At 68.9% G+C, this 14,057-nt stretch carries 12 protein-coding genes, 2 pseudogenes and 1 riboswitch; of the genes and pseudogenes, 6 read left to right on the plus strand and 8 right to left on the minus strand.

Annotation, left to right across the window (positions count from 1 at the left end):
* Positions 1-42: 42 nt before the first annotated feature.
* Positions 43-129: riboswitch (ZMP/ZTP riboswitch) on the plus strand.
* 23 nt (positions 130-152) lie between these two features.
* Both ACX28W_RS04195 and ACX28W_RS04200 read left to right on the plus strand, forming a co-directional pair.
* Positions 153-1,046, plus strand: a complete 894-nt coding sequence (locus ACX28W_RS04195; RefSeq protein WP_458997379.1) for a bifunctional 5,10-methylenetetrahydrofolate dehydrogenase/5,10-methenyltetrahydrofolate cyclohydrolase — start codon at positions 153-155, stop codon at positions 1,044-1,046.
* A complete protein-coding gene (locus ACX28W_RS04200; protein WP_458997380.1) occupies positions 1,043-1,351 on the plus strand; it encodes a hypothetical protein in 309 nt (102 codons plus the stop codon). Before ACX28W_RS04195 ends, ACX28W_RS04200 begins: the two co-directional genes overlap by 4 nt.
* On the opposite strand, the gene ACX28W_RS04205 is transcribed toward ACX28W_RS04200, so the two are convergent.
* A complete protein-coding gene (locus ACX28W_RS04205) occupies positions 1,338-2,330 on the minus strand; it encodes a polyprenyl synthetase family protein (protein ID WP_458997528.1) in 993 nt (330 codons plus the stop codon). The two genes, ACX28W_RS04200 and ACX28W_RS04205, sit on opposite strands and share 14 nt — an antisense overlap.
* 136 nt (positions 2,331-2,466) lie before the next feature.
* Positions 2,467-3,135 (minus strand): response regulator, encoded by a 669-nt coding sequence (locus tag ACX28W_RS04210; RefSeq protein WP_458997381.1) that lies wholly within the window; start codon positions 3,133-3,135, stop codon positions 2,467-2,469.
* 41 nt (positions 3,136-3,176) lie between these two features.
* Between ACX28W_RS04210 and ACX28W_RS04215 the strand changes: the two genes are divergently transcribed.
* A complete protein-coding gene (locus tag ACX28W_RS04215) occupies positions 3,177-4,472 on the plus strand; it encodes an alpha/beta fold hydrolase (RefSeq protein WP_458997382.1) in 1,296 nt (431 codons plus the stop codon).
* Between the two features lie 135 nt (positions 4,473-4,607).
* Here the strand turns inward: ACX28W_RS04215 and ACX28W_RS04220 are convergent.
* Positions 4,608-4,772 (minus strand): annotated as a pseudogene (locus tag ACX28W_RS04220) (TetR/AcrR family transcriptional regulator); the annotation flags it as partial.
* Between the two features lie 204 nt (positions 4,773-4,976).
* On the opposite strand from ACX28W_RS04220, the gene ACX28W_RS04225 reads away from it, so the two are divergent.
* Positions 4,977-6,236 carry a YncE family protein gene (locus ACX28W_RS04225; RefSeq protein WP_458997383.1) on the plus strand — a complete coding sequence of 420 codons (1,260 nt, stop codon included), beginning with the start codon at positions 4,977-4,979 and terminating at the stop codon, positions 6,234-6,236.
* Positions 6,237-6,256: 20 nt separating this feature from the next.
* Here ACX28W_RS04225 and ACX28W_RS04230 read toward each other — a convergent pair.
* The 3 genes and pseudogenes from ACX28W_RS04230 to ACX28W_RS04240 all read right to left on the minus strand — a co-directional run bounded on the left by ACX28W_RS04230 (position 6,257) and on the right by ACX28W_RS04240 (position 9,192).
* Positions 6,257-6,970: pseudogene (locus tag ACX28W_RS04230) on the minus strand (IS5 family transposase).
* Between the two features lie 367 nt (positions 6,971-7,337).
* The gene (gene mca / locus ACX28W_RS04235; RefSeq protein ID WP_458997384.1) at positions 7,338-8,219 is read right to left on the minus strand and encodes a mycothiol conjugate amidase Mca; all 882 of its coding nucleotides are present in this window, start codon (positions 8,217-8,219) and stop codon (positions 7,338-7,340) included.
* Between the two features lie 412 nt (positions 8,220-8,631).
* Positions 8,632-9,192 (minus strand): DoxX family membrane protein, encoded by a 561-nt coding sequence (locus ACX28W_RS04240; protein ID WP_458997385.1) that lies wholly within the window; start codon positions 9,190-9,192, stop codon positions 8,632-8,634.
* Positions 9,193-9,605: 413 nt separating this feature from the next.
* Here ACX28W_RS04240 and ACX28W_RS04245 point away from each other — a divergent pair, with 413 nt between their 5' ends.
* On the plus strand, positions 9,606-10,154 hold the full coding sequence (locus ACX28W_RS04245) for a MarR family winged helix-turn-helix transcriptional regulator (RefSeq protein WP_458997386.1): 549 nt from the start codon (positions 9,606-9,608) through the stop codon (positions 10,152-10,154).
* A 341-nt stretch (positions 10,155-10,495) separates the two neighbouring features.
* On the opposite strand, the gene ACX28W_RS04250 is transcribed toward ACX28W_RS04245, so the two are convergent.
* Both ACX28W_RS04250 and ACX28W_RS04255 read right to left on the minus strand, forming a co-directional pair.
* Complete coding sequence (locus ACX28W_RS04250) at positions 10,496-12,004, minus strand: MFS transporter (RefSeq protein ID WP_458997387.1); 1,509 nt, start codon at positions 12,002-12,004, stop codon at positions 10,496-10,498.
* 579 nt (positions 12,005-12,583) lie between these two features.
* On the minus strand, positions 12,584-13,147 hold the full coding sequence (locus ACX28W_RS04255; protein ID WP_458997388.1) for an NADPH-dependent FMN reductase: 564 nt from the start codon (positions 13,145-13,147) through the stop codon (positions 12,584-12,586).
* A gap of 140 nt (positions 13,148-13,287) precedes the next feature.
* On the opposite strand from ACX28W_RS04255, the gene ACX28W_RS04260 reads away from it, so the two are divergent.
* Entirely contained in the window at positions 13,288-13,836 is a 549-nt protein-coding gene (locus ACX28W_RS04260) for a MarR family winged helix-turn-helix transcriptional regulator (protein ID WP_458997386.1), read from the plus strand.
* The last annotated feature ends 221 nt before the right edge of the window (positions 13,837-14,057 follow it).

A 14,057-nucleotide genomic window follows, 5' to 3' on the forward strand; every position in this document is an offset into this window, starting at 1 on the left:
GCGCTTCCGGCGTCCGAGCGGTTGATCGTACGAGATACCCTGGTCGCGGGCTGTGACTGGCGCTGAGGTGGAGTACCACCGGGGAGCGGTCTGACGAACGCGTCTTTGCCGCGCGCCTGGGCGATTGTGTCAACGACGCTCAGGAGTAGCCCATGTCCCAGGCCCAGCTCATGGACGGCGCGGGTCTCGCGCGCCGCATCGTCGAGGAGACCGCCAAGCGTGCGGCGGATCTCACCGGGCGCACGGGGGTGGCGCCGTGTCTCGCGACGGTGCTGGTCGGCGAGGATCCCGCCTCGGTCACCTACGTCCGGATGAAGCAGAACCGCAGCCGCAAGGCCGGTATCGAGTCGCGGCACGTGGCCCTGCCCGCCGACACCACGACGGCCGAGCTGGTCGAGACGCTGACGGCACTGTCCGGCGACCCCAGCGTGCACGGCATCCTGCTGCAGCACCCCGTCGGGCCGCACATCGACGAGCGGGCGGCGTTCGAGGCCATCGCGCCGGAGAAGGACGTGGACGGGGTGACGCTGAGCTCGTACTCGGCGATGAGCTTCGGGCTGCCCGGCTTCGTGTCCTGCACCCCCGGCGGCATCATGCGGCTGCTCGACGAGTACGACGTGGACCCGGCGGGCAAGCGCGCCGTCGTGGTGGGGCGCAGCGCGATTCTCGGCAAGCCGGTCGGCATGCTGCTGCTCGGCCGCGACGCGACGGTGACGTACTGCCACTCGCGGACGACCGATCTGTCCTCGGTCGTCCGCGAGGCGGACATCGTGGTGGCCGCGGTGGGACGGCCCCGGCTGATCCACGGTGCGGACATCAAGCCGGGAGCCGTCGTGATCGACGCGGGCTACAACCCGGGCAACGTCGGTGACGTCGACTTCGACACCGCCCGCGAACGGGCCGGACTGATCACGCCGGTGCCGGGTGGTGTCGGCCCGATGACGATCGCGGTCCTGCTGGAGCAGACGGTGACCGGGGCCGAGCGCCAGGTTCGGGGCCTGATCAGCGCATCCACGCGCGGTACGACATCACATCCCCGGCCTTGAGGCCCGTACTCGGGATCGTCCTTCGTGACGGTGTCCTCAAGGCCGAGTACGGCGCCGGTCGCCGGGTCCAGGATCAGCATCCGGCGCTCGAAGCGGGCCTTGTCGTCGTACACGCACGCCTGCCCCTGGCGGCCCAGCCGGTCGGTGACGGCTCCGGCCGGGCGCAGCCTCTGCGCGTCCAGTTGAGTGGGGAGGTGTTCAGCGCCTCGTGCGACGTACCGGGTGCTGCGGCGACATCTGTGCACCGGGTTCCTGCTCGGCCTGACCTCGCCCTGGTGACGCTCTTTTCGGTCAGCCGACGTTGACCCTTTGGGCGAGGTCGGCGCGCAGCAGCATCCTGGACGACTCGTCCACCAGGTGTCGCAGGACGGACACGTAGGCTTCGTCGCCGCCCAGTTCATCCAGAATGCGGTGGGATGCGGCGCGGAACTCGTTGATGTCGTCCTCGTACCGACGAAGAACCACGGGTGAGAGAAGTACGTCGGTGAGTTCCGCCCGGGCGTGCGGGGAGTTCCTCGCGGCGGCGCTCAGCCCCAGGACACGTTCCGTGGCATGAGGCTCCGGCTCCTCAAGGGCGCAGGCCAGGAGATACGTCGCCGTGCCGTTCAGGAGGTCTTCGTTACGGCCGGACAGGATGTCTTCCTGGTCGTTGAATATCTGCCACAGGATGCCGAAGACATCGCCGAACTCGCGCCAGAGCTCCACCCTCTCCTTCTCGACACCCGCCAGTTGTGCTGCCATCGCCGTGACCATGCTGAAGGGGGCTCCGGACTTTCCTCTGTACGCCGTGGTCACCGCGTCTCGCGTGGCGGCGCGCGCATCTCCGCGAAGGTCTCTCAGCTGGCCCTGGGTCGCGACGATGCAGCACCGCACGATCTCGTCCGACAGGGCGCCGCGCACCGATGCCGGAATGCGCTGCGACTGAACGACGAGATGAGGGAGGGGAATTCCACAGACGAACGTCGCGAGCAGTGCCTCGCTCTCGCTGAGTTCACCGGCGAGGAACGCGCCCTGTCCGTCGGCCAGGTCATCGAGACAGCACGCCGAAGTCCACCACAGCTCATGCACGACAGCCAGCGGAACGGCGGGTTCGGGCGCGCCCGTCTCGACGGCGTGCACAATCATCGGCAGCACGGACAGGGGGTACTTGAACCCCCGATTCCGCACAAGTTGCGCAACCGCGTCGCGCACCGCGCCGGCCTCCGGGGCGAGTCCTTCGAGCGTGGCCCGCATCTCCGCGTCGATGGCCGCCGAGAACTGCCGATGTAGATCCAGGTACGACATGGAACGCACGTGCCGACTCCCCACCACCAAGATTGAATCGAGCACCGATTCGATCACTCCGGATGCCGGGCAACCAGAGCGACTTTCGGCCATGGCCGGCCAGTGGCGGTGACGGTGGCGGTTCTGCCCCCGACGGCTACCCCCCTGGCCGCACCAGACCGTGGTCGAAGGCGAACACCACCGCGTGCACACGGTCGCGCAGGCCCAGCTTGTCGAGGACACGGCCCACGTGGGTCTTCACGGTGGCTTCGCCGACGTGGAGTCGGGCGGCGATCTCCGCGTTCGACAGTCCGCGACCCAGCAGGAGCAACACCTCGCGTTCGCGGTCGGTCAGACGGGACAGACGGCGAGTGACCTCGGGTGGGGGTGCGGCGGGCGTGGTGCGGGCGAACTCGGCGAGCAGACGGCGGGTGACCGAGGGGCCGAGCAGGGCGTCGCCCGCGGCGAGGGTGCGGACGCCCTCGATCAGGGTCTCGGGCGCGCTGCGCTTGAGCAGAAAGCCGCCGGCGCCCGCGCGGACGGCCGCGAAGACGTACTCCTCCAGCTCGAACGTCGTCAGGACCAGCACCTTGGGCGTGCCGTTCACCGACGCGTCGACGATGACCCGGGTGGCGGAGACTCCGTCCAGGCGCGGCATACGGATGTCCATCAGGACGACGTCGGGTGCGGTGGCGCCCGCCAGCCGCACCGCCTCCCGCCCGTCGGCCGCCTCGCCGACCACCGTGATGTCGGGCTGGGTCCCCAGCATCATCCGCAGCCCGGCCCGCATGAGGTCTTCGTCGTCGGCCAACAGAAAGCGGATCACACCAGCTCCTTCAGGGGAATGAGGGCCCTCACACACCAGCGGTGGCTGCCGGGCGGCACCTGCTGCGCGCGATCCTCCTCACTCCGCTCGGCGTCGCACTGGGACCGGTCTCGGCGGTCGCGGCCTTCCTCGCCACCGCCACGGTCACAGACCGCATCGTGCTGCTCGTCGCGGCCGCGCTGGCGGCACTGATCGTGGGCTGCGCGCTGCCGGTGTACGCGGGGGTGCGCCGCCGGGGCGTCACCGTGCTGGTGACCGCCGTCGTGACACTTCTCGCCACGTCTGCAGCCTTCTTGACGGCCTTTCAGCCCCTTGACGAAACCGTCCCCCAGCCGCACTCCCAACCGACCGGGTACTGGAACCTCCCGACGGGCTCGCGCCTGGCCTACAGCCTCCAGCGCGCACACGGCACACCGCGTGCCGCGCCGGTGATCGTGCTGCACGGCGGCCCCGGCACGCCCGGTGACGGGCCCGATCCGGTCGAGCGCGCCCTCGCCGCGCGCGGCTACGACGTGTACTCCTACGACCAGCTCGGTTCCGGCCGCTCGAACCGGCTGGCCGATCCCACCGGGTACACGGTGGCCCGGCAGGTCGCCGACCTGGAAGCCGTACGCCGACGGATCGGCGCCGACCGTGTCGTGCTGCTCGGTGCGTCCTGGGGCGCGACGCTGGCCGCCGAGTATCTGGCCGCCCATCCCGGCCGGGTGGCCCGGATGGTGCTCACCTCGCCCGGTGTGCTGTGGGCCCCTGCCTGGCAGGACCGTGAGGAGGGCGACATCTGGGACCGGCTCACGCCGGCGCAGCAGCGCCGGATCGACGCGCTCGAGGCGAGTCCGCGGCCGGCGGCCTGGTCGCTGCTGATGGACGCGAACCCGAAGGCCGCCCACGCGCTGGTACCCGACTCCGAGCTCGACCCGGTCTTCGAGAAGCTCCTGACCATCGCCGCCCCGGCCGCGACCTGTCATCCCGAGCGCCCGCTGAAGCACCTCCCGGCCTCGCTGCCCGGCTTCTACTCCAACCAGTTCACCACCGAGGACCAGCTCACGGTCCCCGACCCGCGCCCCGCGCTGCGCCGCACCCGGGTCCCGGTCCTGGTCCTGCGCGGCGCCTGCGACTACAAGAACCCCGGCATCGCCCGGGAGTACGACGAGGTACTGCCGAACTCCACGCTCCGCACCATCGCCGGCGTCGGCGCCGGTCACATCGTCGACGCCGAACAGCCCGAGCTCTACCGCAGGGCTGTCACGGGATTCCTCGACGCGGAACCGGCCGGTCGAGCCACGGGGCACCGGCCGTGGCCCCCGCCAAACTGGCCAGTGTGCGAGCAGCGATCATGACCGCGGGATCGCTGGGCGATGTGGCCTCGGGCGGAGTTGGAGTCGGCCCGGGGGCAGGGCCTGCACCGCAGCACCACCGGGGCCGGGAAGCTCCTGCGGGTGGTCGAGATGGCCAGGGCGCTGATCGGGCGGATGACCGACGACCTCATCGAGGCCGCGCATGCGAGTGATGTACAAGCCGGGGCTGTCGCCGAAGAGTTGGAGTGCGGCATCCAGGAACCGCACGCGTCTCTCGGCCTGGCGTTCGGCGGCGGTCCTGCCCCCGTGACGGCCGGCCGGCTGTTCGGGCCTGCCCGCCACGCGTTCCCCCTCCGCAGTCCGACGAACGGTTCACCCCTCCGTTCTCCCTCGATTTTGTCGTGTACGGCCCCTTGTGAAGAAGGGAGCCCCATACTTACTTTCCAGTAAGTCACTCTGAACACAGCCGTGTTCAGTTATTTCTCGCTTGCCATCGCTTGCCATGCCCTCGGCACCCGCATGCCCCGCCTACGACAAGGACCCCCCATGTCTGCCCTCAGACCCAGGCACCTTTGCGCCCTCGCCGCCACCCTCGCCCTCACTCTGGGCAGCACGGCGACCGCGTCCGCCACAGCCACCGCACAGGCCGCCGCGAACGATCTGCGCGAGGTGATGTTCGTGGGCAACAACTGGGACGGCACCGCGGACGTCATCAAGTCCACCGGTGACTTCGCGAAGGTCGGCCGGATCAACGTCATCCCGGACAAGGACGCGCGGATGGCGGCGATCAACGCCGACCCGATCAAATGGATCTACTTCCTCGCCATCCGCAACGGCGTCGGGGAGGGCCACGACCAGTTCGTCGACGACATGTACTCCACCCCCGACGGCAAGTCGGTGGTCGTCTCCCGCCCGAGCTTCGCCGACGTCGTCTCGATCGACCTCGCCTCCGGGCAGATCAACTGGCGTTTCCCCGTCTCCGGTTACCGCTCCGACCACATGGCGGTGTCCCCGGACGGCACCCGGGTGGCGGTCTCCGCGTCGACCTCGAACACCGTGCATGTCCTGGACATCAGCACCGGCAAGCAGCTCGGCTCCTTCGCCACGGGCGACAAGCCGCACGAGAACATCTTCACGCGTGACGGCAAGTACATCTGGAACATGGCCATCGGCGACGTGAACACCGCGCTCGACGACCCGTGGCTGGACTGGACGAAGGGCGACCGGCGCATCACCGTCGTCGACGCGACCACCTTCCAGCAGGTCAAGGTGATCGACATGCGGGCGCGGCTCGACGCGATCGGCCTCACGGACTACTCGGACGCCGTCCGCCCCGCCGTCTTCTCGCCGGACGAGTCCAAGCTGTACTTCCAGGTCTCCTTCTTCAACGGCTTCCTGGAGTACGACATCGCCACCGACAAGATCACCCGGGTGAAGACCCTGCCGAAGAACCCCGCCACCAGCACGGACCGCACCACCTGGGTCAACGACTCCCGCCACCACGGCATTTCGATGAACCCGGCCGGCACCAAGCTGTGCGTCGCGGGCACGATGGACGACTACGCGACCGTGGTCGACCGGGCGACCCTCCAGGAGGGTCCGCTGGTCACCGCCGCCAAGCCGTACTGGGCGACCGTCAGCGGTGACGGCAAGGACTGCGTCGTCTCCGAGAGCGGCGCCGACCAGGTCACCGCCATCGACTTCGCCACTGGGCAGAAGACGGTGTCGGTGCCGGTCGGCGACCACCCCCAGCGCGTTCGCCTCGGCCATGTGGAGGCGAACTGGACCGGTCCCTCGGCTGGTTGACCTAGGGGATTTCGTTTGGATCACCGGGCGGACCACAGGAAGATGCCGGCGATGTGGAGTCCGGCCAGGTAGATAGTCGCGGTCTTCTCGTAGCGGGTCGCGATGCCTCGCCACTGTTTCATGCGGTTGATGCACCGCTCGAGCCTTATCCGCAAGGACCACGTCCGGCCTGGTGCGCGGACGGCCGCGCCGTCGGGGAACGCGCAGGCGGGCCATGACGTCGGTGAAGGCGGGAGCGTCGCCGGCCTGTCCGGCGGTGAGAACGAATGCCAGAGGTCGGCAGCGGGCATCGGCTGCCAGGTGGATCTTGGTGGTCAGCCCGCCGCGGGACCGGCCGATGGCGTGGTCGGCCGGTTCGCCGGCAGGGGCCCCTTTTTGCGGGCCCCGGCCGCGTGCTGGTGAGCCCGCACGATCGTGGAGTCCACCGACACGGCCCAGGCCAGGTCCTCTTCGGCGTCGGCCTGAGCCATGAGCGCGGTGAACGCCCGCTCCCAGGTGCCGTCGACAGCCCACATGCGCAGCCGGTTGTAGATGCCCCGCCAGTTGCCGTACTTCTCCGGCAGGTGGACCCACTGCGTTCCGGTCTGGAACTTGAAGGCGATCGCGTCGATCACCTCCCGGTGATCCCGCCGGCGGCCGCCCCGCTTCGGCGTCCGGTCCGGGAGCAACGGCTCGATCCGAGCCCACTGCGCATCTGTTAACGGCACACCCGGACCAACGACCGGCCCATTCAAACGAAACCGCCTAGCCGCGGAATGGCAGAGGGCGTTTCACCTCACCCGGCAGCACCTGCACGATGGCGGCCAGCTGCCGACCCAACCAAACCAACGAATGGAATCACGACTACGCCCTGCGCGCCGGCATCGAGGGCAGGCGCCATCCGCCAGGCCTCCCACACCACCGGACTACGTCGCGCCCGCTACCGCGGCCTCGCCGAGACCCACCTCGACCACATCACCGGCGCTACCGCCCTCGACCTCATCCGCCTCGCAGCCTGGTGCAAAGGTCGCCCCCTCGACCGCGCCAACCACAGCCACCCATCCCGGCTCCAGCTCCGTGTCAACGCGTGACAGTTGGAATTGCCGACAAGAGCGGACAGGGTCAGACGGTGATGTCGGCGGTGACGCCGGCGAACAGGTCGTCCTCAGGGAGCGAGGTGTCGACCAGCGAGCGGGCCAGCTCGTACTCCTCGGTCGGCCAGACCTCGCGCTGGACGTCGAGCGGTACCCGGAACCATGGGCCGTCCGGGTCGATCTGGGTGGCGTGGGCGATCAACGCCCGGTCGCGCACCTCGAACCAGTCGGCGCACTGCACCCGGGTGGTGAACTCGCGCTCCTTGCGGCCCTCCTTCTCCCAGCCGGCGATCCACTCGCCGTAGGGGGACTCGTGGCCGTGTTCCACCAGGTAGGCGTGGAGGGCTCGGATCCGGGCCATCGACATGCCGTGGTTGTAGTACAGCTTCAGCGGCTGCCAGGGCTCACCGGACTCCGGGTAGGCGTCGGGGTCCCCGGCCGCATCGAAGGCGGCCTTCGTGATCGTGTGGGTCATGATGTGGTCGGGGTGCGGGTAGCCGCCGGTCTCGTCGTACGTGGTGATCACGTGCGGGCGGAACTCGCGGATGAGCCGCACCAGCGGCTCCGCGGCCTTCTCCCCCGACTCCAGGGCGAAGCAGCCCTCGGGCAGCGGGGGCAGCGGGTCGCCCTCCGGCAGGCCGGAGTCGACAAAGCCCAGCCATGCCTGCTTGACGCCGAGGATCTCCCGCGCGGCATCCATCTCCTTGCGCCGGACCTCGTGGAGGTTGGCCTCGATCTCCGGGTCGCCCTGGAGCTTGGGGTTGAGGATGGAACCGCGCTCTCCCCCGGTGCAGGTGGCCACCAGGACGTCCACGCCCTGGGCGACGTACTTCGCCATGCTGGCCGCGCCCTTGCTGGACTCGTCGTCCGGGTGGGCGTGGACCGCCATCATCCGCAACTGCTCTGTCAACGCATGTTCCTTCCGAATCGCCCCGCAGCGGGGCGGGAGTCCTCAGCCGGGGCCCTCCGCACCGAACAGAGGACCACTCACCGGCCTGCCATGCCTTTCATGGCCGTAATGTTGTGTGCGTATCGGTCCACCGTCGCCGTGGCGGTCAACTCGAGTTCTTCGTCGAGCATCTGGGTCCACGTCATGGTGTACACGCCCGGTGCCCGGACGCCGCGGGCTGTTCAGCGGGCCGTTCAGCCTCCACATGCCGTCGGCGTCGCACCGGGTTGCGGATCGCGGCTCAGCTCGTACGCCCCGTGCTCCTTGTCGAGCCCGTGGGTTGCGCGGTGAGGTGGGGCCCGGAGCGGGACGCCCGCTGTGGCGGCCGCGATCCCGATGCCCGACGCCGGGGGGCTGTCAGACCGGTCCGCGGTCAGGCGCGGAACAGCAGCACGATCGTGGCCACGAGTACGCCGAGAGCCACCGCGGCGACGCCGTAGCCCGCACGGTGCGTCCGCACGCCGGGCAGGTGAGCGTCGAGAGCGAGGCGGCCGGGCCCGCTGAGGGCCAGGGCCGCCGCCCCTGCGGCAAGGGTGAGTTCGTACTCCACGCCCGTCGGGGCGAAGAAGCCGCCACCCCACTTCACGGCCACGGCGTTCACCATGATTCCGACGACCGCCGCTCCGGCGAGCGGCGTCAGCAGCCCCAGGGCGAGGCCCAGCCCGCCGAGCAGTTCGCTCAGCCCTGCCACCACGGCCATCGTCTTCCCGGACGGATAACCGACGGAGGTGAAGAACTGTCCCGTACCGTCCACACCTCCCCCGGAGAACCAGCCGAACAGTTTCTGCGCTCCGTGGCTCGCCATCGGCAGGCCGAGGGCCAGGCGCAACAGCAGCAGCCCGGCGTCGTGGGCGTGCAGCCGGGTACCTGGCTCACCGGCTCCGGAAGCGCGGGAGTCGGAGTGGTCCAGAGTGTCGACAGGCAAAACGGACATCTCGGAGTCCTTTCTGAGGATGCTTTGTACGGCCTGCGAGCCCGACGTCGCGTCGCGCCGCGCGACCCATGAGGGCGCAGCGACTGCATGGCGAGGAGATGTCGGGTCGCATGTATCGGTCCGGAGGTGCGGGAACGGGAGATCAAGCAGGGCGCCGACCGGCGGGCTCGCAGTCGTCCAGGACCTTCCTGGCGCGCTTGGGTGCAGCCGGGCGGCGTCGGACGGTGTGAGGACGCGCGGGTGCGTGCCGGACGGGTGCACCCTTGCGGCTTCGCCTTCTCGGCTACCACGGGCCGCCACGCAGGAGGACGACCCTTCATTTGAACTTTCATGTCACACCCTAGAGCAATGACTCATGAATGTTCAAGTGTGAGCCGCGACTCCTGAACGTTCATGCCAGATAGACTCCAGGCATGCCTGAACAGCCTCCGCACCCGAACGATCAGCGCCGCTGGCTGACCCCGGCGGAGCTAAAGACATGGCAGCAACTCGGCCTGATGATGCAGAGACTGCCCAGCGCCCTGGAAGCGCAGCTGCAGCAAGACGCGCACCTCAGTTACATCGAGTACTACGTCCTCGCCGGACTGTCCGAGCAGCCGGGACACCGCATGCGCATGAGCGACCTGGCCGTCCGCGCCAACTCCGAACAGTCCCGCCTCTCCCACCTGATCAGCAGGCTGGAACGCCGAGGATTCGTCCGCCGCGAACCCGACCCCACCAACGGCCGCTACACCCAAGCGATCCTGACCGAAGCCGGCCACGCCCACCTCGCCGAAACCGCCCCAGGACACGTAGCCCGGGTACGCGACCTCGTCTTCGACGTTCTCCACCCCGCCGAACTCGACACCCTGCGCACCACCGCCGAGAAGATCAACGAGACGATCGACCGCCAGGAACAGCAGGCCAACCCCCGCAAGAACACCGCCCCCCGGCAACCACAGCAGGACACCACGCCGCAATGAACCTCGACGCGAGCAACGCCGGACACCCGACGTCGCACGCAAGGATCATCGACGAGGGTGTGGCGGTCTGCGGCGCACGACGCCGGGCCGTGTGACCGCCGTGCGCCTGGCGCTGTTCGAGCGGCTGGCCCATCCGAGCAGCAGAGACCCTCGACGAGAACATGGAGATCGTCGCCGAGGGTCTTCATCTGGAGGATCTTCATCTGAACGAAGCGGGTGTGCACCTGCCCTGGCTCCGCTGAGCCGCTCATTCAGGAAGCAGGGGCAGGTCCCGGGGATCCGTGGCTGCACGGCGTCCCTCAACGCCCCCACGACAGGTTTCCTCAGGGCTACCCGGTGCCTCAGTGGGCAACCACCGGCACCGCCACGTCGTCCTCGACGCCCTCACTGCCCGCGCGGCCGGCGTTGACCAGGGCCAGGACGATCAGCGTGGCGATCACCAGCATGCCGACGGCGAACCAGATGGCGTTGGCGTAGCCGTGCACCACACCCTGCAGCTGGACCAGCTGCCGCTGCGGCTCCGTCGCGGCGTCGGCGATGTGGTCCTTGACGTACGAGGTCGTGGCGGAGGCGGCGAGCGTGTTCAGCAGGGCCGTGCCGATCGCGCCACCCACCTGCTGCGAGGTGTTGATCATCGCGGAGGCGACACCGGCGTCCCGGGGCTCGATGCCCAGGGTGGGCAGGGACATGGCGGGCGTGAACGTCGTACCCATACCGAGACCCAGCAGCACCAGCGCCGGCAGGACGGTCGAGGCGTACGACGAGCTGACCTCCAGCTGCGCCAGCAGGAGCATGCCGGCCATGGCCACCAGGAAGCCGGGGCCCATCAGGAACCGGGGCGGGACGCGGGTCACCAGACGCGTGCCGATCTGGGTCGAGCCGACCATCATGCCCGCCACCATCGGCAGGAAGCAGAACCCGCTCTTGGCCGGCGAGTAGCCCTTCACGACCTGCAGGTAGTACGTCAGGAACAGGAAGGTGCCGAACATCGCGATGACCGCGATACCGAGGGAGAGGTAGACGCCACCGCGGTTGCGGTCGGTGATCACGCGCAGGGGCAGCAGCGGTGCCCTGACCTTGGCCTCGGTGAAAACGAAGGTAAGCAGCAGGACCACCGACACGACGAACAGGGAGATGGTCGTGGTGTCGCCCCAGCCGTCGGACTCGGCACGGGTGAAGCCGTAGACCAGCGAGACCAGGCCCAGGGTGGACAGGACGACGCCGGGGATGTCGAGCGGCGAGTGGTTGCGGCCGCCCTCGGGCTCACGGACGACGAAGTAGGCGCCGGCCGCTGCGGCGATCGCGAACGGGACGTTGACGAAGAACGTCCAGCGCCAGTCCAGGTACTGGGTGAGCACACCTCCGAGGATGAAGCCGACGGCGCTGCCGCCACCGGCGATGGCGCCGTAGATGCCGAACGCCTTGGCGCGCTCCTTGGCGTCCGTGAACATCACGGCGAGCAGCGAGAGCGCGGCCGGGGCGAGCAGGGCGCCGAAGACGCCCTGGAGGGCGCGGGCGCCGAACATCATCGCGCCGGTGGTCGCCGCGCCGCCGAGCGCGGAGGCGGCGGCGAAACCGATCAGGCCTATGACGAAGGCGCGCTTGCGGCCCCACAGGTCGCCCACCCGGCCGCCGAACAGGAGCAGACCGCCGAAGGCCAGGGCGTAGGCCGTGACGACCCACTGCCGGTCACCGTCGGAGATGCCCAGATCCTGCTGGGCGGAAGGCAGGGCGATGTTCACGATGGTGGTGTCGAGGACGACCATCAGCTGGGCGAGCGCGATGAAGACGAGCGCTTTCCAGCGGTTGGCGTGCGCGTCACCGGGAGCCTTGAAAGCTGTTCGAGACATGAAGGTATCCACTTCGGGACTTCGTGAGGAAAAGGCTGGCTGCAGGCGCCTGAGGGCGCGCCTCGAAGGGATCACCGCTCTCCGCGAGGGCCTCCGCCACGGAAGAGGTGACTACTTGTCCGGCGGATTCCCGCTCGCGTCGTCGCGTTCGGCGGTACTGCGCCCCCAGACCCCCGCCCCCGTGCCCGGTCAGGGCGTGAGGTCGATGATGCGGAGCGGCTGGTCCCTCGGACGGCCTGCCCCGTGGACAATCATCCACTGGGCAGGCCGTCCTCGATCGGGGAGTGGCGAAGGCGGCTACGCGGACGGGGCCGACACGGTGAGCGAGTTCCCAGCGGTGACGACGGCCAGAGAAACTGTTGGACTCATCCCCGCCGTCCAGGTTGATCCGGACGGCAGCGGTACGCCGCATCGTGAAGCGGCCCGAGGGGCCCTCGCGGTCGAAGAACCACTCCGTGGCCCGGTAGCGGGAATGGTGGGGCTCTCAGGTGCGGTCCCGGAACCGGAACGCAGTCCGTTCCGGGACTCACCTGAGAATGGACGGTCTCCCCGTCGCCCGCCTTCCGACGGGCGAGGGCGTCAGCCCCGGACGGTCTTGAGGGCGCGGGCCCAGGACTCGAGCTGGTCGAACAGGGTGGTCGCGGCAACGTCGTGCTGCTCGCCCGGCTTGAAGACGGAGAAGTTCTCGAAGTCGGTGAACAGCGAGAAGGACAGCTGCTGACGTACGTGGGCCAACTGCAGTTCGCTGGCCACGCTCCGCAGGTGCTCGATGGCCCGAGCGCCGCCGAGCGAGCCGTAGGAGACGAAGGCGGCGGCCTTGTTGTTCCACTCGCCGTACAGGTAGTCGATCGCGTTCTTGAGTACGCCGGAGGTGGAGTGGTTGTACTCGGGGGTCACGAAGATGTATCCGTCGAACTCGGCGATCTTGGCCGCCCACGCCTTGGTGTGCTCACCCTGGTACTGGCCCATGGCCGGCGGAATGGCCTCGTCCAGGTGGGGCAGCGGGTAGTCGGCGAGGTCGACCAGCTCGTACTCGACGCCGGTGCGGGCGCCGGACCGGTCCACCACCCAGTCCGCGACAACCTTGCCGTTGCGGCCGGGCCGGGTGCTGCCGAGGATGACGGCGATCTTCAGGTCACTCATGGGGTCTTCTCCTTGATGGGCCGCCGATGCGAGGCCGGCCCTTTCACATGAACTTTCATGTCACACCCTAGAGCAATGACTCATGAATGTTCAAGTGTGAGCCGCGACTCCTGAACGTTCATGCCAGATAGACTCCAGGCATGCCTGAACAGCCTCCGCACCCGAACGATCAGCGCCGCTGGCTGACCCCGGCGGAGCTAAAGACATGGCAGCAACTCGGCCTGATGATGCAGAGACTGCCCAGCGCCCTGGAAGCGCAGCTGCAGCAAGACGCGCACCTCAGTTACATCGAGTACTACGTCCTCGCCGGACTGTCCGAGCAGCCGGGACACCGCATGCGCATGAGCGACCTGGCCGTCCGCGCCAACTCCGAACAGTCCCGCCTCTCCCACCTGATCAGCAGGCTGGAACGCCGAGGATTCGTCCGCCGCGAACCCGACCCCACCAACGGCCGCTACACCCAAGCGATCCTGACCGAAGCCGGCCACGCCCACCTCGCCGAAACCGCCCCAGGACACGTAGCCCGGGTACGCGACCTCGTCTTCGACGTTCTCCACCCCGCCGAACTCGACACCCTGCGCACCACCGCCGAGAAGATCAACGAGACGATCGACCGCCAGGAACAGCAGGCCAACCCCCGCAAGAACACCGCCCCCCGGCAACCACAGCAGGACACCACGCCACAATGAACCTCGACGCGAGCAACGCCGAACACCCGACGTCGCACGCAACGACCCCGGCAACAGCCGTCACGGTGGCGCCACTCATCCCCATCCCAGACGTCGTGAGATCCCTACCGAACCCGGGGCGGTTTCATCACACCGCTTGATCCGGGCAAACGGGCGGGACCGGCCACCGGCAGCCGTCGCCTACGCCCATACAAGCCACGCCCATGTACGGGGGCAGAGAC

The sequence above is a fragment of the Streptomyces sp. SD15 genome (genome assembly GCF_054462255.1).